17 protein-coding genes are annotated in these 18,495 nt (G+C 68.2%); 13 read left to right on the top strand and 4 right to left on the bottom strand.

Annotated features, from left to right (window positions below):
* Positions 1-26 precede the first annotated feature (26 nt).
* Together BLV60_RS23115 and BLV60_RS23110 are read right to left on the bottom strand one after the other, a co-directional pair.
* Positions 27-497, bottom strand: a complete 471-nt coding sequence (locus tag BLV60_RS23115) for a MaoC family dehydratase (protein WP_093057622.1) — start codon at positions 495-497, stop codon at positions 27-29.
* A 78-nt stretch (positions 498-575) separates the two neighbouring features.
* Complete coding sequence (locus BLV60_RS23110; protein WP_093057621.1) at positions 576-1,196, bottom strand: ParA family protein; 621 nt, start codon at positions 1,194-1,196, stop codon at positions 576-578.
* Between the two features lie 92 nt (positions 1,197-1,288).
* Here BLV60_RS23110 and BLV60_RS23105 point away from each other — a divergent pair, with 92 nt between their 5' ends.
* Both BLV60_RS23105 and kefC read left to right on the top strand, forming a co-directional pair.
* Positions 1,289-2,038, top strand: coding sequence for a glutathione-regulated potassium-efflux system oxidoreductase KefF (locus tag BLV60_RS23105; protein WP_093057620.1), 750 nt, complete (start codon positions 1,289-1,291; stop codon positions 2,036-2,038).
* A gap of 2 nt (positions 2,039-2,040) precedes the next feature.
* Complete coding sequence (kefC, locus tag BLV60_RS23100) at positions 2,041-3,906, top strand: glutathione-regulated potassium-efflux system protein KefC (protein WP_093057619.1); 1,866 nt, start codon at positions 2,041-2,043, stop codon at positions 3,904-3,906.
* A 12-nt stretch (positions 3,907-3,918) separates the two neighbouring features.
* Here kefC and BLV60_RS23095 read toward each other — a convergent pair whose 3' ends face one another.
* Complete coding sequence (locus BLV60_RS23095) at positions 3,919-4,785, bottom strand: amidohydrolase family protein (RefSeq protein WP_093057618.1); 867 nt, start codon at positions 4,783-4,785, stop codon at positions 3,919-3,921.
* A gap of 104 nt (positions 4,786-4,889) precedes the next feature.
* Between BLV60_RS23095 and BLV60_RS23090 the strand changes: the two genes are divergently transcribed.
* Genes BLV60_RS23090 through BLV60_RS23045 form a run of 10 tightly spaced genes read left to right on the top strand, consistent with a single transcriptional unit; the run spans position 4,890 to position 17,217 of the window.
* The gene (locus BLV60_RS23090) at positions 4,890-5,663 is read left to right on the top strand and encodes a crotonase/enoyl-CoA hydratase family protein (protein WP_093057617.1); all 774 of its coding nucleotides are present in this window, start codon (positions 4,890-4,892) and stop codon (positions 5,661-5,663) included.
* Positions 5,660-7,513, top strand: coding sequence for a feruloyl-CoA synthase (locus tag BLV60_RS23085; protein WP_093057616.1), 1,854 nt, complete (start codon positions 5,660-5,662; stop codon positions 7,511-7,513). The genes BLV60_RS23090 and BLV60_RS23085 overlap by 4 nt, the downstream gene beginning before the upstream one ends.
* 20 nt (positions 7,514-7,533) lie before the next feature.
* Positions 7,534-8,298: an SDR family NAD(P)-dependent oxidoreductase gene (locus BLV60_RS23080; RefSeq protein WP_093057615.1), complete on the top strand. Its 765-nt coding sequence runs from the start codon at positions 7,534-7,536 to the stop codon at positions 8,296-8,298.
* A gap of 57 nt (positions 8,299-8,355) precedes the next feature.
* Positions 8,356-9,501 carry an ABC transporter substrate-binding protein gene (locus tag BLV60_RS23075; protein WP_093057614.1) on the top strand — a complete coding sequence of 382 codons (1,146 nt, stop codon included), beginning with the start codon at positions 8,356-8,358 and terminating at the stop codon, positions 9,499-9,501.
* A 22-nt stretch (positions 9,502-9,523) separates the two neighbouring features.
* Positions 9,524-10,564: a branched-chain amino acid ABC transporter permease gene (locus tag BLV60_RS23070; RefSeq protein ID WP_093057613.1), complete on the top strand. Its 1,041-nt coding sequence runs from the start codon at positions 9,524-9,526 to the stop codon at positions 10,562-10,564.
* A gap of 1 nt (position 10,565) precedes the next feature.
* Positions 10,566-12,380: a branched-chain amino acid ABC transporter ATP-binding protein/permease gene (locus tag BLV60_RS23065; protein ID WP_093057612.1), complete on the top strand. Its 1,815-nt coding sequence runs from the start codon at positions 10,566-10,568 to the stop codon at positions 12,378-12,380.
* A gap of 1 nt (position 12,381) precedes the next feature.
* Entirely contained in the window at positions 12,382-13,116 is a 735-nt protein-coding gene (locus BLV60_RS23060; protein WP_093057611.1) for an ABC transporter ATP-binding protein, read from the top strand.
* Between the two features lie 46 nt (positions 13,117-13,162).
* Positions 13,163-14,908, top strand: coding sequence for a tannase/feruloyl esterase family alpha/beta hydrolase (locus BLV60_RS23055; RefSeq protein WP_093057610.1), 1,746 nt, complete (start codon positions 13,163-13,165; stop codon positions 14,906-14,908).
* A gap of 13 nt (positions 14,909-14,921) precedes the next feature.
* Positions 14,922-16,679 carry an acyl-CoA dehydrogenase family protein gene (locus BLV60_RS23050; RefSeq protein WP_093057609.1) on the top strand — a complete coding sequence of 586 codons (1,758 nt, stop codon included), beginning with the start codon at positions 14,922-14,924 and terminating at the stop codon, positions 16,677-16,679.
* A gap of 46 nt (positions 16,680-16,725) precedes the next feature.
* A complete protein-coding gene (locus BLV60_RS23045) occupies positions 16,726-17,217 on the top strand; it encodes a MarR family winged helix-turn-helix transcriptional regulator (RefSeq protein ID WP_093057608.1) in 492 nt (163 codons plus the stop codon).
* Positions 17,218-17,235: 18 nt separating this feature from the next.
* Here BLV60_RS23045 and BLV60_RS23040 read toward each other — a convergent pair whose 3' ends face one another.
* A complete protein-coding gene (locus BLV60_RS23040) occupies positions 17,236-17,889 on the bottom strand; it encodes a TetR/AcrR family transcriptional regulator (protein ID WP_093057607.1) in 654 nt (217 codons plus the stop codon).
* A 131-nt stretch (positions 17,890-18,020) separates the two neighbouring features.
* Here BLV60_RS23040 and BLV60_RS23035 point away from each other — a divergent pair, with 131 nt between their 5' ends.
* Positions 18,021-18,458, top strand: a complete 438-nt coding sequence (locus BLV60_RS23035) for a VOC family protein (protein WP_093057606.1) — start codon at positions 18,021-18,023, stop codon at positions 18,456-18,458.
* Positions 18,459-18,495 lie beyond the last annotated feature (37 nt).

Raw genomic sequence — 18,495 nt, 5'->3', positions numbered from 1 at the left:
AAGAAAGAGGGAGGGCCGCCGCTTCCTCAGCGGTAGCGGCGCACCACCGACTCGGCCACGCAGGCCGGCTTGGCGGCGCCTTCGAGCTCGATGGTGGTTTCCCAGGTCATCTGGAAGCCATCGTTGGCAATCGCCTCTGAGGTCAGCAGCTTCATGCGAGCCCGCAGACGCTTGCCCACCGGCACCGGCGACATGAAGCGCACCTTGTTCAAGCCGTAGTTCACGCCCATGCGCGACTCGACCACGTCGAGTGCCGTCTCGTAGAAGCGCGGCAGCAGCGACAACGTCAGGAAACCGTGGGCAATCGGCCCGCCGAAGGGGCCGGCCTTGGCTCGCTCGATGTCGACATGGATCCACTGGTGGTCGCCCGTCGCCTCGGCGAACTGGTTGACCTGCTCCTGCGTGATGGTGATCCAGTCGCTCACGGCGACTTCCTGGCCGACGCAGGCAGCGAGGTCCTGAAGGGTCTGGAATGTCTTTTTTGTCATGCGAGGCATTCTGGCGTCTGGGGCGCCCGCACGGCTGTCGGGCGGGCGACAACCGGGCTCAGGGAAAACCGGGAGCAGGCTGGCGGCTCAGGCGTCGAGCCATTCGCAGATCGGCTGCCACTGCTCCAGGTCGCGCTGCACACGGCCGGGAGCGATGTCGAACAGCGTGAGCCCGCGCGCCGCGAGCTGCACGTAGTTTTGCGTGTCGCGCAGCTCGCCGATCACCGGCACGCCGAGCCCGGCGATGAACTCGTGGAGCCGGTCGGCCGCCAGCGTGCGGGCGTTCACGCGCATGCCGACGAGGCCGATCTTCGTTTTCTCGGCGCGGCGGTTCTCCTGCAGCCGGTCGAGGAAATCGCGTGTCGCGTAGATGTCGAAGATGCTCGGCTGCAGCGGCACGATCACGCGGTCGGCCAGTGCCAGCACCTCCTTGAAGCGCCAGCCGTGCAGGCCGGCCGGCGTGTCGAGCACCGCGTGCGTGGTGCCGCGCGGCGGCCGCACCACCGTGCTCTCGCCCGAGGCCTCCCAAGTGGCGATGGGCCGGGCCAGCGGCGGGCGCAGGCCCAGCCAGAGCCGCGAAGACTGCTGGCGATCCACGTCGCCCAGCATCACGGCATGACCACGGCTTGCGAAATAGCCCGCAACATTCGTCGCGATCGTCGACTTGCCGACCCCACCCTTGGGATTGGCGACCAGAACCACCGGCATAAAGCTCTCCTCCAGAACTGGGACAGCTGGAATGGTAGTCGCTGGCGCGTTTTTGCCCGACGCATCGGCCCCGACTGAGATATGTTCGCGGGATGACGACAACAACATCCATGGGAAATCCCGCCGACAGCTCCGGCGGCAATTCCAGCGGCATCTACGTGCTGGCGGCGCACCCGCACTGGCGCGACTCCCGAGTCAACCGCCGCATGCTCGCCGCCGCGCGCGCCGTGCCCGGCGTCGACGTGAACGACCTCTACGGCAGCTACCCCGACTTCGCCATCGACGTCGAGGCCGAGCAGGCCCGGCTCGCCCAGGCCAGCCTCGTGGTGCTGGTGCACCCGATCCAGTGGTACTCGATGCCCGCGCTGCAGAAGCTCTGGGTCGACGACGTGCTCAGCTACGGCTGGGCCTATGGTCCCGGCGGCACGGCCCTGCAGGGCAAGGACTTGTGGCTGGTCGCCACCACGGGCAGCCCCGAAGCGAGCTACCACCCGCAGAACTACCACCGCTACTTTTTCGACGCCTTCCTGCCGCCCTACGAGCAGACCGCTGCGCTGTGCGGCATGCGCTTTCTGCCGCCGCTGATCTTCTACGGCGCGCGCAGCGCCAGCGAGGCGGATGTGAAGTCGCATGTCGAAACCTTCGCCCAGCGCCTGGGCAGCTACCCCGACTGGCCCGAGATCGAGGAGATCGACGCCTGCGTGGCCTGCCCCGTGCCCGAGAGCGACCGGCCGGCCGAGATCGATGAGCTCGACAAGGCGGCCGCCAGCGCCTTCCATGCCGCCGTGACCCACGGCCTTGCGAACGCCTCCGCAGACAACCACGGCAAGAAGGCGGCCTGAGCATGGAACACGCACCCGCCTGGCTGACCAGCAGCCTTATCTATCTTGGCGCCGCCGTGCTGGTGGTGCCGCTTTCGAAGGCCCTGGGCCTCGGCTCGATCATCGGCTACCTCGTGGCCGGCATCGCCATCGGTCCCTGGGGGCTGGGGCTCGTGTCCAGCGTCGAAGACGTGCTGCATTTCGCCGAGTTCGGCGTGGTGCTGATGCTGTTTCTCGTGGGCCTCGAACTCGAACCCAAGCGCCTGTGGAGCCTGCGCCGTCCCATCTTCGGCTGGGGCGCAGCGCAGGTGCTGAGCTGCGCCGTGGTGCTGTTCGCCGTGGGCTGGGCCGTGGGCGCCGAATGGCGCGTGGCACTGGTGGCCGCGCTGGGCCTGGCGCTGTCGTCCACCGCCATCGCGCTGCAGGTGTTCGGCGAACGCAACCTGCTGAAGACGCCCAGCGGGCAGGCCGGCTTCTCGATCCTGCTGTTCCAGGACGTGGCGGCCATCCCCATCCTCGCGCTGCTGCCGCTGCTTGCCGGCGCCACCGCGGCCGAACAGTCGATCACCGGGCTGGAGCGGGCTCTGGAAGCCGCAAAGATCCTCGGCGTGATCGGCGGCATCATCCTCGGCGGCCGGCTGCTGCTGCGCCCCATCCTGCGCTGGATCGCGCGCAGCGATACGCCCGAGATCTTCACCGCCGCCGCCCTCTTGCTGGTGGTGGCCATCGCGGCGCTGATGCAGCTGGTGGGCCTGTCGATGGCGCTCGGCGCCTTTCTCGCCGGCGTGCTGCTGGCAGAAAGCGAATACCGGCGCGAGCTCGAAACCGACATCGAGCCCTTCAAGGGCCTGCTGCTGGGCCTGTTCTTCATTGCCGTGGGCATGTCGATCAACTTCGGCGTGCTGATCGCGAGCCCGTGGGTCATGGCGATGCTGGTGGTCGGCTTCATGGTCATCAAGCTGGTGGTGATCTATTCGCTCGCCAAGGCGATGGGCATCGCCTACCAGGAGCGGCCCGTGTTCACGCTGTTGCTCGCGCAGGGCGGCGAGTTCGCATTCGTGGTGTTCCAGGCCGCGGGGCCCGATGTGCTGCCGCCCGAGATCACATCGCTGCTGATCGGCGCAGTGGCGCTGTCGATGCTGCTGTCGCCGCTGCTGCTGGTGCTGCTCGACAAGTTCGTGCTGCCGCGCTACAGCCGCAACCAGGGCCCGCAGCTCGAAGAAATTTCGGAGCAGCAGGACGCCAAGGTGCTGATCTGCGGCTTCGGCCGCTACGGCCAGATCGTCGGGCGCATGCTGATGTCGCAGGGCCTGCGCGTGACGGTGCTCGACCACGACGCCGACACCGTCGAAGGCCTGCGCCAGTTCGGCTTTCGCGTGTTCTACGGCGACGCCACCCGGCTCGACCTGCTCCGCACCGCGGGAGCCGGCACGGCCAAGGCCATCGTGGTGGCGGTGGACGACATCGAGCAGTCGCTCGAAATCGTCGATCTCGTGAAGGAGAACTTTCCGCAGGCCCGCATCATCGCGCGGGCGCGCAACGTGACGCACCTCTTTCAGCTGCGCGACCGCGGCGTGACGGAGGTCGAGCGCGAGGTGTTCGAATCGTCGCTGCGCAGCGCCCGTGCGACGCTCGAAGCGCTGGGCTGGCCGGCACATGAAGCGCGCGAATCGACGATGCGCTTTCGCCGCCGGAACATCAAGCTCAGCGACGAGATCTATCCTCACTACAAGGACCGCGCCAAGCTGATCGCCGCCAACAAGGCGGGCCGGCAACAGTTCGAGGAACAGATGGCGCGCGAGCGCGAGGAGCGGCAGCGCCGCTCAGGGCGCGACTGGGACCGGCTGGACGGCGAGGAAACCGCGCCTAAGGAAGAAGCGGACGCGTAGCGACCGCCGCCGTCAGGCCGCCAGCTTCAGCAGCCTGACCGCATTGCCCTTCAGGATGCCCGGCATCACCTCGGGCTTGAACCCCGCCGCCTCGAAGTCACGCATCCAGCGGTCGGGCGTGATCAGGGGGTAGTCGCTGCCGAACAGGATGCGGTCCTTCAGCAGCGTGTTGGCGTACTGCACCAGCTGCTTCGGAAAGTACTTGGGGCTCCAGCCCGACAGGTCGATCCACACGTTGGGCTTGTGCGTGGCCACGCTCAGCGCCTCGTCCTGCCAGGGGAAGCTGGGGTGCGCCATCACGATCTGCATGTCGGGGAAGTCGATGGCCACGTCGTCGAGGTGCATCGGGTTGCTGTATTCGAGCCGCAGCCCGCCGCCGCAGCGCATGCCCGAGCCGATGCCGCTGTGGCCGGTGTGGAAGATGGCCGGCAGGCCGTACTCGGCAATCACTTCGTAGATGGGCCATGCCATCTTGTCGTAGGGGTGGTAGCCCTGAACCGTCGGGTGAAACTTGAAGCCCTTCACGCCGTGCTCCTCGATGAGCCGGCGCGCCTCTCGCGCGCCCATCTCTCCCTTGTGCGGATCGATGCTGCCGAAGGCGATCATGATGTCGCTGTTCTTCTGCGCGGCCTCGGCGATTTCCTCGTTCGGGATGCGGCGGCGGCCCATGTTCGATTCGGCGTCGACCATGAACATCACCAGGCCGATCTTTCTTTCACGGTAGTACGCCACGCTCTCCGCAATGGTGGGCCGGCCGCTGGAGCCGAAGTACTTGTCGGCGGCGCGGTCGTATTCCTCGCCGTAGTTGTCGAAAGGGTTCCAGCAGCTCACCTCGGCGTGGGTGTGGATGTCGATCGCAATCAGGTTCTGGTGGTCCATGTGTTTGTCTCCAGTACGGGTAAGTCCCTAGCATCGGGCAGGTCCAAATGCCTTGAATTGATTATTTCTCATAACCATAATCCAACGCAACCCCGAACACCATCATGACCAATCCAGACCTTCACATCGAGCTCCGCGACGAAGTCGCCATCGTCCGCCTGACGCGCGGCACCAAGCGCAACGCGTTGTCCGACGGCCTGATCCTCGCGCTGCGCGACACCTTCGAGAAACTGCCTTCCACGGTGCGCGCCGCGGTGATCGACGGCGAAGGCCCGCATTTCTGCGCCGGCCTCGACCTGAGCGAGCTGAAAGAGCGCGACGCCGGCCAAGGCCTGCAGCACTCGCGCATGTGGCACGCGGCGCTCGATCTCATCCAGCATGGCCCGGTGCCGGTAGTAGCGGCGCTGCACGGCGCGGTGGTCGGCGGCGGGCTCGAACTGGCCAGCGCCTGCCACATCCGCGTGGCCGATCGCAGCACCTTCTACGCACTGCCCGAAGGCTCGCGCGGCATCTTTGTGGGCGGCGGCGGCTCGGTGCGCATTCCCAAGCTGATCGGCGTGGCCCGCATGACCGACATGATGATGACCGGCCGCGTCTACAACGCCGAGGACGGCGAGCGCGCCAACTTCGCGCAGTACCTGGTCGACGAAGGCACGGCCTTCGACAAGGCCTTCGAACTCGCCAAGCGCATCGCCACCAACGCGCCGCTGACCAACTACGCGCTGATGCACGCACTGCCGCGCATTGCAGAACAGTCGGCCGACCACGGCTTCTTCACCGAAGCGCTGATGGCCGGCATCGCACAGGCCGCCCCCGAAGCCAAGGAACGCGTGCGCGACTTCCTCGAAGGCCGGGGCGCGAAGGTGAGCAAGACATGACCGCCATCCGATACCGCCCCCTGGCCTTCGGCGTGACGCGCGCCGTGCTGCGCGACGGCGCACCGGGCACGCAGTACCTGACCGCCGAGACGCAGCTCGAAACCTACCGCGAGCGCATGACCGACCGCCTCGCACACTGGGCCGAACAGACGCCCGATCGCACCTTCATCGCCCGCCGCGAACGGCTGGCCGACGGCAGCACCGGCGACTGGATCCGCGTGAGCTACGCGGAGGCGCTGCAGAAGGCCCGCGGTATCGGACAAGCCCTGTTGAACCGCGGCCTGAATGCCGAGCGCCCTGTGGCCATCCTCAGCGAGAACGGCATCGATCACGCGCTGCTCGCACTCGGCTGCCTCTACGCCGGCGTGCCCTACTGCCCCGTGTCGCCGCCCTACTCGCTCGTGAGCCAGGACTTCGAGAAGCTGCGCCACGTGTTCGACACGCTGACGCCGGGCCTCGTGTTCGCCACCGATGCCGCGCGCTACGGCCGCGCCATCGCAGCCGTCGTTCCCGCCGAAACCGAAGTCGTCATTGCAGAAGGCCAGCTCGAAGGCCGCGCCACCACCTCGCTCGACGCACTGGCCTCGACACTCGCCACGCCGGCCATCGACGCGGTCATGCAGTCGACCGGCCCCGACACCATCACCAAGTTCCTCTTCACCTCGGGCTCCACCAAGATGCCCAAGGCCGTGATCAACACGCACCGCATGTGGTGCGCCAACCAGCAGCAACTGCGCCAGTCGATTCCAGCGCTGGGCGAAGAGCCGCCGGTGTTGGTCGACTGGCTACCCTGGAACCACACCTTCGGCGGCAACCACAACGTGGGCATCGTGCTGGACAACGGCGGCACGCTCTACGTCGACGACGGCAAGCCCACGCCCGGCGGCATGGCCGAGACGCTGCGCAACCTGCGCGAGATCGCGCCCACCATCTACTTCAACGTGCCCACCGGCTTCGAGGCCATCGCGCACGCCATGGAAACCGACGCGGTGCTGCGCCGCAACCTGCTGTCGCGCGTGAAGATGTTCTTCTACTCGGGCGCCGCGCTGTCGCAGCCCGTGTGGGACAGCCTGCACAAGACGCAGGAGTCGGAAGTCGGCGAGCGCATCGTCATGGGCACCGGCCTCGGCATGACCGAATCGGGCCCCTTCGCGCTCTACGTGACCGGCCCCGACGTGAAGTCGGGCGACGTGGGCCTGCCGGCACCCGGCATCGAGCTCAAGCTGATCGACGTCGACGGCAAGACCGAGGTGCGCTACCGCGGCCCCAACATCACGCCCGGCTACTGGCGCGCGCCCGATGCCACGGCCGAGGCCTTCGACGACGAAGGCTTCTTCTCCACCGGCGACGCCGTGAAGTGGATAGACGACGGCAACATCCACTGCGGCCTGCGCTTCGACGGCCGCATCGCTGAAGACTTCAAGCTCGCCACCGGAACCTTCGTGAGCGTGGGCCCGATGCGCGCGAAGATCATCGCGGCCGGCGCGCCATACGTGCAGGACGCGGTACTGACCGGCATCAACCTGAAGGAAGTCGGCGCGCTGATCTTCCCTACGCAGAAGGTACGGCAGCTCGCCGGCCTGGCCCCCGACGCCACCATGCAGCAGGTGCTCGAAAGCGCACCGGTGCAGGCGCACTTCCAGCAGGTCGCCGACACGCTGGCTGCGAGCGCCACCGGCAGTGCCAACCGCATCGCGCGGCTGCACCTGATGGCCGAGCCGCCGTCCATCGACAAGGGCGAAGTGACCGACAAGGGCTCCATCAACCAGCGCTCCGTGCTCAAGCACCGCGCCGCGCTGGCCGATGCAATGCACGACGGCACCCTGCCCTTCACCGTCAAGCCCCGCTAACCCATCCAGGAGACACAAGAATGAAGATCGAAGGACAAGCCGCCCTCGTCACCGGCGGCGCATCGGGCCTCGGCGAAGCCACCGCACGCGAACTCGCACGCCTGGGCGCCAAGGTCGCAGTGCTCGACCGCAATGCCGCGCTCGCTGAAAAGGTGGCGGCGGAGATCGGCGGCGTCGCCTGCGTCTGCGACATCACCGACACCGACAGCGTGAACGCCGCGCTCGACAAGGCCGAGGCCGCGCACGGCACCGCGCGCATCCTGATGAACGTGGCGGGCATCGGCAGCGCCAAGCGCATCGTCGGCAAGGACGGCAACCCCGCGCCGCTCGAAGACTTCGTGCGCGTGGTCAACATCAACCTGATCGGCGGCTACAACATGGCGCGCCTGTTCGCCGCGCGCTGCGCCAAGCTCGATGCGCTCGACAACGGCGAAAAGGGCGTGATGCTCTTCACCGCCTCGGTCGCCGCCTTCGACGGCCAGGTGGGCCAGCAGGCCTACAGCGCCTCCAAGGGCGGCCTGGTCGGCATGACGCTGCCGATGGCGCGCGACCTTGCGCAGCACGCCATTCGCGTGTGCACCGTGGCGCCTGGCCTGTTCGCCACGCCGCTGCTGCTGGAGCTGCCCGAGGCGGTGCAGCACTCGCTGGCAGCATCCATTCCCTTCCCGCCGCGCCTGGGCAAGCCCTCGGAGTTCGCCGAGCTGGCCTGCCACATCGTCACCAACGGCCACCTCAATGGCGAGGTGATCCGCCTCGACGGCGCACTGCGCATGGCGCCGCGCTGAGCCGCCGCTTTTTTCGCGTTCCCAAGTTCTCGCCTCACAACGTATCAGGAGACATCGATGACCTTCAAGAAGACCACCCTCGCCGCCGTGCTGGCGCTCATGGCCACCGGCATGGTCGGCATGGCCCATGCCGACATCACCATCGGCGTGGTACAGCCGCTCACGGGCCCCGCCTCGGGCCTGGGTATTCCGGTGAAGAACGGCATCATGATCTGGCCCAAGACCATCGCGGGCGAAACGCTGAAGGTCGTCGTGCTCGACGATGCCACCGACCCGACCACCGGCGTGAAGGACGCGCAGCGCCTCGTCACCGAAGACAAGGCCGACGTCATCGTCGGCTCCAGCGCCACGCCGGTCGCCATCCCGATGGCCGACGTGACGGCCGAAGCGGGCACGCCGCAGATCTCCACCGCGCCCGCCGGCCTGCCGCCGGGCAAGGACAAATGGTTCTTCCGCCTGCCGCAGTCGAATGACGTGATGGCTTTCGCAGTGGTCGCGCACATGAAGAAGCAGAACGTGAAGACGGTCGGCTTCCTCGGCTACACCGACGCCTACGGCGAGCTGTGGCTGAAGGCGCTGACCGCAGAAGCGGCGAAGAACGGCATCAAGATCGTCGCCACCGAGCGCTTCGCGCGCGCCGACACCAGCGTGACCGGCCAGGTGCTGAAGCTCACGTCCGCCAACCCCGATGCGATCCTGATCGTGGCCTCGGGCAGCGGCGCCGGCATGCCGCAAAAGGCAGTGATGGAGCGCGGCTACAAAGGCAAGGTCTACCAGACGCACGCCGCCGCCACGCAAGACCTGATGCGCACCGCCGGCAAGGACGCCGAAGGCACCTTCGTGGTGTCGGGCCCCGCCACCGTGGCGGAGCAACTGCCCGACAGCCACCCGTCGAAAGCCGCCGCGGTCGCCTTCGTGCAGGGCTACGAGAAGGTCTACGGCCCCGGCTCGCGCAACCAGTTCGCCGGCCATTCGGCCGATGCGCTCACAGTGCTCGAGAAGGCCGTGCCGGTCGCGCTCAAGAAGGCCAAGCCCGGCACGCCGGAGTTCCGCGCCGCGCTGCGTGACGCGCTCGAAAGCATGGGCCGCACGGTGCTCGCGCACGGCGTGCTCAACTGGACGGCGCAGGACCATTGGGGCTACACGACCGAGACCGGCGTGATGCTCAAGGTGGTGAACGGCGCCTTCAAGGTCGAACAGTAATCCTTCGCCACGACCGCACGCCATGGATCTTTCAATCGCCAGCATCCTGACGCTGGACGGCCTCACCAATGGCGCGATCTATGCCCTGCTGGGCATGGGCATCGTGCTCGTCTTCACGGTGACCCGCGTCATCTTCATCCCGCAGGGCGAATTCGTGGCGTACGGCGCGCTGACGCTGGCGATCTTCCAGACCGGCAAGACGCCGGGCACGGTGTGGCTGCTGCTCATATTGGCCGGCGTTGCCGCGCTGATGGACCTGGTCACCACCTGGCGCCACAGCGGCAGCGCGGCGAGCGGGCTGAAGGCAGCGCTGCGCACATTCGCCCTCCCCGCCATCATTTGCGCGGTGTCGGCCTGGGCCGGCCCGCGCAACCTGCCGATCGGCGTGCAGGCGTTGCTCACGGTGTTCATCGTCACGGCCTTCGGGCCCCTTGTGTATCGCGTGGCGTATCAGTCGCTGGCGGGCGCGAGTTCGCTGGTGCTGCTGATCGTCTCGGTGGGCGTGCACTTTGCGATGACCGGGCTGGGCCTGCTGTTCTTCGGCGCGGAAGGCTTTCGCAACCCGCCGTTCTGGGACGAGCGCATGGCGCTCGGGCCGCTCAACGTGAGCGGGCAGGCGCTGATCATCTTCGGCGTATCGGCCGCGCTGATCGTGCTGCTGTGGCTGTTCTTCGAGCGCAGCCTGTACGGCAAGGCGCTGCGGGCCACGGCGGTGAACCGGCTGGGCGCTCGGCTGATGGGCATCTCGACGCAGGCGGCCGGGCAGCTCACCTTCGCGATGGCGGCGCTGATCGGCGCCCTCTCGGGGCTGCTGATCGGGCCGACCACCACGGTGTTCTACGACTCGGGTTTTCTCATCGGCCTGAAGGGCTTCGTGGCTGGTGTGATCGGCGGTCTCGCCAGCTACCCGGGTGCGCTGCTCGGTGCTTTGGCAGTGGGTGTCATCGAGGCCTTCGGCTCGTTCTGGGCCAGCTCGTTCAAGGAAGTGATCGTGTTCACCATCATCCTGCCGGTATTGCTGTGGCGGTCGCTGACCAGCGGCCATTCGGACGAGGAGCATTGAGATGGAAGCGCTCCTGAACCCTTCCTCTTCGGCACCGGCATCCGACAAGAGCGCGCTGCGCACCTGGGGCCCGCTCGCGCTGATCCTGGTGCTGATCGCGCTGCCGCTGTTGCCGCTGCCCGACTTCTGGATCATCCAGCTCAACTACATCGGCATCTACACGCTGCCCGTGCTCGGCCTGGTATTGCTCACCGGCGTGGGCGGCCTCACCTCCTTCGGGCAGGCGGCCTTCGTGGGCATCGGTGCGTACACCACCGCCTACCTCACGGTGAACACCGGCCTCTCGCCGTGGGTCACGCTCTTCATCGGGCTTGCGCTCACTGGCCTCAGCGCTGCGATCATCGGCGCCATCACGCTGCGCATGTCGGGCCACTACCTGCCGCTGGCCACCATCGCGTGGGCGCTGTCGCTGTACTACCTCATGGGCAACCTCGATGCACTCGGTAAGTACGACGGCATCCTAGGCGTGAAGGGCCTCACCGTGTTCGGCTTCGAGGTCGGGCAGCAGCGCATGTTCTATGCGGTGGTGTGGATCTTCGCGCTGCTTGCCGCGTTCGCGGTGATCCGCCTGCTCGACTCGCGCAGCGGCCGCGCCATCCGCTCGCTGGCGGGCGGCTCGCAGATGGCCGAGGCCATGGGCGTGAACACGCTGCGCTTCAAGATCGGCATCTTCGTGCTGGCGGCCATGCTCGCGTCGATCTCGGGCTGGCTGTTCGCTCACTTCCAGCGCACGGTGAACCCCTCGCCCTTCGGGCTGAAGATGGGCATCGAGTACCTGTTCATGGCGGTGCTCGGCGGCGCGGCCCATGTGTGGGGCGCCATCGCGGGCTCGGGCGTGGTCAAGCTGCTCGAAGACCAGCTGCAGGTGCTGCTGCCCAAGCTGATCGGCACGGCCGGCAGCTACGAGCTGATCGTGTTCGGCATCATGATCGTGCTGGTGCTCAAGTACCTGCCCGAAGGGCTCTGGGCATTCATCGACCGGCGCCTGCCGCGTCCGCGCCGCAGCGTCGACTGGCAAGGCGCGAAAGACCTGCCCGCGCGCGCCAAGCCGGCAGCCGGCGAAGTCGTGCTCGACGTGCAGGCCATCCGCAAGACCTTCGGCGGACTGGTGGCGGTGAACGACATCAGCTTCCAGACGCGCGCCGGCCAGATCGTCGGCCTGATCGGGCCGAACGGCGCGGGCAAGTCGACCACCTTCAACCTGGTGACCGGCGTGCTCGGCCTCTCGGGCGGTGCCGTGCGCTTCCGCGGCGAGGCCATCGGCGGGCTCGGCGCACGGCAGATCGCGCAGCGCGGCGTGTCTCGCACCTTCCAGCACGTGAAGATGGTGGCGGACATGACGGTGCTGGAAAACGTGGCGCTGGGCGCGCACCTGCGCGGGCGCAAGGGCGCCATTGCAGCCATGCTGCGCATCGACCGCGCCGAAGAGCGCGCGCTGTTCCGCGAGGCCGAGCGCCAGCTGCAGCGCGTGGGCATGGGCGACTTGCTGCACGAACTCGCTGGCAACCTCGCGATGGGCCAGCAGCGCCTGCTTGAGATTGCACGCGCGCTGTGCGCCGACCCGGCCCTGCTGCTGCTCGACGAGCCCGCGGCCGGCCTGCGCCACAAGGAAAAGGAAGCGCTGGGCAAGGTGCTGCGGCAACTGCGCGGCGAGGGCATGAGCATCCTGCTGGTCGAGCACGACATGGGACTGGTGATGGACATCTGCGACCACATCGTGGTGATGGAATTCGGCACGCACCTGATGGAGGGCACGCCCGCCGAGGTGCAGAACAGCGACAAGGTGCGCGCCGCGTACCTGGGCACGGAGCACTGAAATGACAACCCCCTTGCTCCGCATCCGCGACCTGCACGCCGGCTACGGCCGCGCCGAAGTGCTGCACGGCATCGACCTGCAAGCCGACCAGGGCAGCGTCGTCACCGTCATCGGCCCGAACGGAGCCGGCAAGTCCACCCTGCTCAATGCGCTGATGGGCGTGCTGCCCGCCAAGGGCGTCATCGAGTTCAAGGGCCAGCCGATCTCGGCGCTGTCGCTCGAGGAGCGCGTGATGCTCGGCATTGCGCTGGTGCCCGAGAAGCGCGAGCTGTTCGGCACCATGCCGGTGGAAGACAACCTCGTGCTCGGCGCATTCCGCCAGGTGCGGCTGCGCAACAGGCAGTGGCGCGACCGCATCGACGAGGTCTACACGCTGTTCCCGCGCCTGAAGGAGCGCCGCGCTCAGCTGGCCGGCACGCTGTCGGGCGGCGAGCGGCAGATGCTGGCAGTGGGCCGCGCACTGATGTCGCGCCCCACGCTGCTGATGCTCGACGAGCCCAGCCTGGGCTTGGCGCCGCTGGTGGTGCAGGAGATCTTCCGCACGGTCGATGCGCTGCGCGCCACGGGCGTGACGATCCTGCTGGTGGAACAGAACGCACGCGCAGCGCTTGAAGTGGCAGACCACGGCTACGTGCTCGAGATGGGCAGCGTGAGCCTGGAAGGCAAGGCGCAAGAACTCGCGGTCGATTCGCGCGTGATCGACACCTACCTGGGCGCGGCAAGAAAAGCCGCCTGACGAGAAGAAAAGAAAGCCGCGGCATGCGCGGCAAGGAGACAACTTGATGACCCGACAGAGCCACGTCCACCTCGGCCTGTGCGCAACCGCGCTCGGCGTTGCCGCATTGCTCGCGGCCTGCGCGGGCCGGCCCGCGGCACCGAATACGGCACCGCATGCGCCGCTGGCCGCCGCGCGGCCCGGCACGCTCCAGGCCTGCACTGACCTTGCCGCCCGCGCCGCGCTGCCAGGCACGGTCTACACCTCGGTCACCGACGTGCCGGCCGGCACCGTCACGGTCGGCGGCGTGGCCATGAGCGCGCCCGCGCACTGCCTCGTGCAGGGCCACATGAACGAGCGCATGAGCCCCGTCGACAACCAGCGCTATGCCATCGGCTTCGAGATGCGGCTGCCCGTTGCGTGGAACGGCCGCTTCTTCTACCAGGCCAACGGCGGGCTCGACGGCGTCGTGGTGGCGGCGCTCGGCGGCATCGGCGGTGGCGGCCCGCGCAGCAGCGCGCTGCAGATGGGCTTTGCCGTCATCAGTTCCGACGCCGGCCACGCGGGCTCGATGGGCCCGCGCTTCGGGCTCGACCCGCAGGCGCGGCTCGACTATGGCTACAACGCCGTCGCGCAGCTCACGCCGATGGCCAAGAACCTGATCGCCAAGGCCTACGGCCGCGGACCCGACCGCTCCTACTTCGGTGGCTGCTCCAACGGCGGGCGGCACGCGATGGTGGCTGCCGTGCGCTCGGCCGACCAGTACGACGGCATCCTCGCGGGCGACCCCGGCTTCAACCTGCCGAAGGCGGCAGTCGCGCAGCTCTACGGCGCGCAGCAATACGCGGCGGTGGCCAGCGCGAAGACACCCGCCGGCCAGCCCGACCTGCAGAGCGCGTTCACGCCGGCCGAGCTGAAGCTGGTGGCCGACAAGGTGCTGCAGCGCTGCGACGCGCTCGACGGCCTGGCCGACGGCATCGTGTCGAACGTCAATGCCTGCAAGACGCGCTTCGACATCCAGACGGCGGTGCCCACCTGCGCGGCGGGTACGCGTGACGGCATGTGCCTCAGCGCGCCGCAGAAGAGGGCGCTCGCCGACGTGTTCAAGGGCGCGCGCAACAGTGCGGGCCAGGCGATCTACAGCAGCTTTCCGTTCGACGCGGGCGTGAGCGGCGCCAACTGGCGTGAGTGGAAGTTCGCGAGCCCGCCGACGCGCGACGCGGGTGCCGTGGGCTTCATCTTCAGCACGCCGCCACTGGCCGACCGGCCGCAGGGCCTGCCCTTTGCGCTGGGCTTCGACATGGACCGCGACGCACCGCGCATCGCGGCCACCGATGGCGTGTTCCGCGAATCGGCCCTGTCGTTCATGACGCCGCCCGACGCGGCCAACCTGGGCGCGTTGCGCAACCGCGGAGGCCGCATGATCGTCTACCACGGCACCAGCGACCCGGTGTTCTCGTCCGACGACACGCAAGCCTGGTACGACCGTGTGCAGGCCGCGAATGGCGGCGATGCCTCGTCGTTCGCACGCTACTTCCCGGTGCCCGGCATGAACCACTGCGCGGGCGGCCCGGCCACCGACCAGTTCGACATGCTGAGCGCGCTGGTCGACTGGGTCGAGCAGGGCAAGGCGCCCGCATCGGTCACCGCCTCGGCGCGCGGCACGGGCGCGGCGGTGCCCAACGCCGAGGTGCCGGCCAACTGGTCGGCGCAACGCACGCGGCCGCTGTGCCCCTACCCGCAAGTCGCAACCTATACCGACGGCGACACCGAACGCGCGAGCAGCTTCGCGTGCAAGCTCCCGACGCCTTGATACCGAGCTTCCGATGGATTACCAGCCCCGCCCCGAAGACGTCAGCTTCCTGCTCAATGCCGTGCTCGACGCGCCCGCGCGCCTGGCGACGCTCGCGCCCTTTGCCGAAGTCGACGAGGCCCTGCAATCGCAAGTGCTCGAAGAGGCAGGCCGCTTCGTCGGCGAGGTGGTGGCGCCCATCAACCGTGGCGGCGACGAGATCGGCTGCCGCTTTGTCGACGGCGAAGTGGTCTCGCCGCCGGGCTTTCGCGAGGCGTACCAGGCCTTCGTCGACGGCGGCTGGCCCGCGCTGTCGGCCGCGACGGAAGACGGCGGCCAGGGCCTGCCCGCGGTGCTCGAAGCGGTGCTCTACGAATGGCTGGCCGCCGCCAACCATGGCCTCACGATGGCGCCCGGCCTGCTGCATGGCGCGTACGCCTGCCTCAAGCACCACGGCAGCGAGGAGCTGAAGCAGCGCTATCTGTCGAAGATCGCGACCGGCGAGTGGCTCGCCACCATGTGCCTCACCGAAGCCCATGCGGGCAGCGACCTGGGGCAGGTGCGCACGCGCGCCACACCGCAGATGGGGCAGGCCGACGGCAGCCTGCGGGTCAACGGCGGCAAGATCTTCATTTCCGGCGGCGAACACGACCTGACGCCGAACATCGTGCACCTCGTGCTGTGTCGCCTGCCCGATGCGCCGGCCGGCCCCAAGGGCCTGTCGCTGGTGCTGGTACCCAAGCTGCTGCCCGACGGCACACGCAACGCGGTGCACTGCGAACGCATGGAAGAAAAGATGGGCCTGCACGGCAGCCCCACCTGCACGATGCGCTTCGACGACGCCACCGGCTGGCTGGTCGGCGAGCCCGGCCGCGGCCTGGCTGCGATGTTCGTGATGATGAATTCGGCGCGCCTGCACGTGGCGCTGCAAGGCATCGGCCTGCTCGACGCCGCCTGGCAGAAGGCCGACGCCTATGCCGCCGAGCGCCGCCAGATGCGAGCCCCCGGCCCCGTGCCCGCCAGCCGCGGCAGCGAGCCGGCCGACCTGATCGCCGAACACCCGGCCGTGCGCCGCATTCTCGATACGCAGCGCGCCTGGATCGACGGTGCGCGCACCCTCGCCTACCGCAGTGCGCTGATGCTCGACGTCGCCGCGCATGACGCCGACCCGAAGGCACGCGAGCGAGCGCAGCGCTGGTGTTCGTTCGTCACGCCGGTGCTGAAGGCCGCGTGCACGCACCAGGCCTTTCACGGCGCGAGCGAATGCCTGCAGGTGTTCGGCGGCCACGGCTACGTGCGCGAGTGGGGCATCGAGCAGATCGTGCGCGACGCGCGCGTGACCATGATCTACGAGGGCACCAACGAGATCCAGGCCATCGACCTGCTGGTGCGCAAGGTGTTGCCCGACGGCGGCGTGGGCATGTCAGCCGTGCTGCTCGAACTGCGCGACACGCTCGACGCCTCGCGCGAGGCCGATGCCGACGTGCAGCGCCGGCTGGCGCAGCTGCGCTACCTAGGCACCACCGTCGCGATGGCGGCGCATGCCAACCCCGTGTTGCCCTACGAGGTGGCCGACGACTACCTGCGCGTGACGATGCTCGCGATGATGGCGTGGGCCTGGGCGCGCATCGAGGCAGTGGCGCCGCAGGACGCTGACAAGGCCCGGGCGGCGGCCGCCTTTCGCCGCTGGGTGCTGCCCGAGTTCGAAATGCGCCTGGGCATCGTCAAGCGGGCCTGCGAGACGGTGGCCCTGAGCCATCATGCCGCGACGCCCCCGGGTGTCGCCAACTAGCCACTCGAATCGCTCGCATGCATCCACTCGCGGTTACGCTCGGGCCATGCCACCCTCCCCGAAATCCGCCCCCGCGAAAGGCGAGCAGGCCGTAGTGCCGCAAGGCAAGCAGGACCGGCTCGACGCACGCATGCTCGAAACCCTGGTCGGCTACAACGCGCGCCGAGCGTGGCTGATCGTCAGCGCCTTCTTTGCGGAGCGCATGGCGCCCTACGGGCTGAAGCAGATCGACTTTTCAGTGCTGTCGCTGCTGGCGCACAACCCGGGCGCCACGTCGCGGCAGCTGTGCAACGCGCTGGACATCCTGCCGCCGAACCTCGTGAGCCTGGTGGCCACGCTGGACAGCCGGGGCCTGATCGAACGCCGCCCCCACCCGCATGACGGCCGCGCCGTCGGCCTGCATCTCACGGCGGCTGGCGAAGCGCTGGTCCGCGAGGCCGAGCAGACCGTGATCCAGCTCGAAGCCGACGCCAGCGCCAAGCTGACCGCGCGGGAACGCGAGACGCTGATCCGGCTGCTGCAGAAAATCTACCTCTGAGGCTCCGGGCCTTCTTTCCTACAGGCCTCTTTCAACCATATCGATCAGTTGCTGACCAAGGCTGTGGGCAGCCTCGGCCGGCATCTCGCGCAGCGGCCCGTCGATGATGAGCAGCGCCAGCCCGTGCACCGCGCTCCACGCGAGATATTCGGCATTCGGGCGCCGCGCCGGGTCGAGCACGCCGGCGTCCACCAGCCGGTCGATGGCCTTGCCCAGCAGCTGGAACGGGTCCAGTCCACCGGCGCCCGCCTTGCCCGGGCCGAGTTCGCCACTACCCTCGTCGGAGATCACGAAGGCCGTTCGGAACAGACCCGGCTCGGCCTGCGCGAAGCGCAGATAGGCGGTGCCGACGGCGCGCACCTGCGCCCGTGCGAAGTCTGCCGGCGGCTGGTCGCAGGGCAGCACCGCCAGCTCCTTTTCCATCGCGGTCGCCGCCGCGGCCAGGGCCGCCTCGCGCACCGCGAGCAACAGCTCCTGCCGGCTGCCGAAGTGCCGGTACGCCGCGTTGGGCACCACGCCCGCGCGCCGCGTGGCCTCGCGCAGCACCACCGCGCCGGGGCCGCCGTCGCGCGCCAGTTCAATGCCCGCGTCCAGCAACGCCCTGCGCAGGTCGCCGTGGCGATAAGTGCTGCGGGCGGGCGGCAGGCTGTCGGGGACGTTGTTGAGCTTCATTGCAATTCCATGTGGACACTGTCCATTATCCCTGTTATTCTTTGTGGACGGTGTACACAAAGTAATCCGATTGTTTGCGGCCCATGACACCGGGGGCCTCCGAGTCACCTCTCCAATCCAAAGGAATCGCCATGAAAGTCCAGTCTTACCTCTCGTTCGAAGGCCGCTGCGACGAAGCGCTCGGCTTCTACAAGAAGGCGCTAGGCGCCGAGGTCGTGCAGCTCATGCGCTACAGCGAAGCGCCTGCAGGAGCCCCTTCAGAGAACGCCGAAGCCGGTTGTGCCGGCGGCACACCCGATGCAAACAAGGTGATGCACGCGGTGTTCCGCATCGGCGACACCGAGCTGATGGCCTCCGATGGCCGCTGCTCGGGACAGGCGAAGTTCGAGGGCATCATGCTCGCGCTCACCGCCAACACCGACACCGAAGTCGTCAAGTGGTTCAACGCACTCGCCGAAGGCGGCCAGGTCATGCAGCCGCTGGTGCCGACCTTCTTCACCTCGAACTTCGGCATGCTGACCGACCGCTTCGGCGTGGGCTGGCTGCTGGTCGTCGCGCACCCCACCTGATTCCCCGCACGCTCCAATCCATCTTCCGAAAAAGCTC

The organism is Variovorax sp. YR634 (genome assembly GCF_900106655.1).
GTDB lineage: Bacteria > Pseudomonadota > Gammaproteobacteria > Burkholderiales > Burkholderiaceae_C > Variovorax.
This window is presented reverse-complemented; position numbering and strand designations above follow the sequence as displayed.

Excerpts from the sequence above, each read along its gene's own strand:
- kefC (WP_093057619.1), top strand. The coding sequence starts at position 2,041 with ATGGAACACGCACCCGCCTGGCTGACCAGCAGCCTTATCTATCTTGGC.
- BLV60_RS23115 (WP_093057622.1), bottom strand. The coding sequence starts at position 497 with ATGCCTCGCATGACAAAAAAGACATTCCAGACCCTTCAGGACCTCGCT.
- BLV60_RS23035 (WP_093057606.1), top strand. The coding sequence starts at position 18,021 with ATGAAAGTCCAGTCTTACCTCTCGTTCGAAGGCCGCTGCGACGAAGCG.
- BLV60_RS23080 (WP_093057615.1), top strand. The coding sequence starts at position 7,534 with ATGAAGATCGAAGGACAAGCCGCCCTCGTCACCGGCGGCGCATCGGGC.
- BLV60_RS23095 (WP_093057618.1), bottom strand. The coding sequence starts at position 4,785 with ATGGACCACCAGAACCTGATTGCGATCGACATCCACACCCACGCCGAG.
- BLV60_RS23055 (WP_093057610.1), top strand. The coding sequence starts at position 13,163 with ATGACCCGACAGAGCCACGTCCACCTCGGCCTGTGCGCAACCGCGCTC.
- BLV60_RS23090 (WP_093057617.1), top strand. The coding sequence starts at position 4,890 with ATGACCAATCCAGACCTTCACATCGAGCTCCGCGACGAAGTCGCCATC.
- BLV60_RS23085 (WP_093057616.1), top strand. The coding sequence starts at position 5,660 with ATGACCGCCATCCGATACCGCCCCCTGGCCTTCGGCGTGACGCGCGCC.
- BLV60_RS23070 (WP_093057613.1), top strand. The coding sequence starts at position 9,524 with ATGGATCTTTCAATCGCCAGCATCCTGACGCTGGACGGCCTCACCAAT.
- BLV60_RS23105 (WP_093057620.1), top strand. The coding sequence starts at position 1,289 with ATGACGACAACAACATCCATGGGAAATCCCGCCGACAGCTCCGGCGGC.
- BLV60_RS23060 (WP_093057611.1), top strand. The coding sequence starts at position 12,382 with ATGACAACCCCCTTGCTCCGCATCCGCGACCTGCACGCCGGCTACGGC.
- BLV60_RS23065 (WP_093057612.1), top strand. The coding sequence starts at position 10,566 with ATGGAAGCGCTCCTGAACCCTTCCTCTTCGGCACCGGCATCCGACAAG.
- BLV60_RS23050 (WP_093057609.1), top strand. The coding sequence starts at position 14,922 with ATGGATTACCAGCCCCGCCCCGAAGACGTCAGCTTCCTGCTCAATGCC.
- BLV60_RS23075 (WP_093057614.1), top strand. The coding sequence starts at position 8,356 with ATGACCTTCAAGAAGACCACCCTCGCCGCCGTGCTGGCGCTCATGGCC.
- BLV60_RS23040 (WP_093057607.1), bottom strand. The coding sequence starts at position 17,889 with ATGAAGCTCAACAACGTCCCCGACAGCCTGCCGCCCGCCCGCAGCACT.
- BLV60_RS23110 (WP_093057621.1), bottom strand. The coding sequence starts at position 1,196 with ATGCCGGTGGTTCTGGTCGCCAATCCCAAGGGTGGGGTCGGCAAGTCG.
- BLV60_RS23045 (WP_093057608.1), top strand. The coding sequence starts at position 16,726 with ATGCCACCCTCCCCGAAATCCGCCCCCGCGAAAGGCGAGCAGGCCGTA.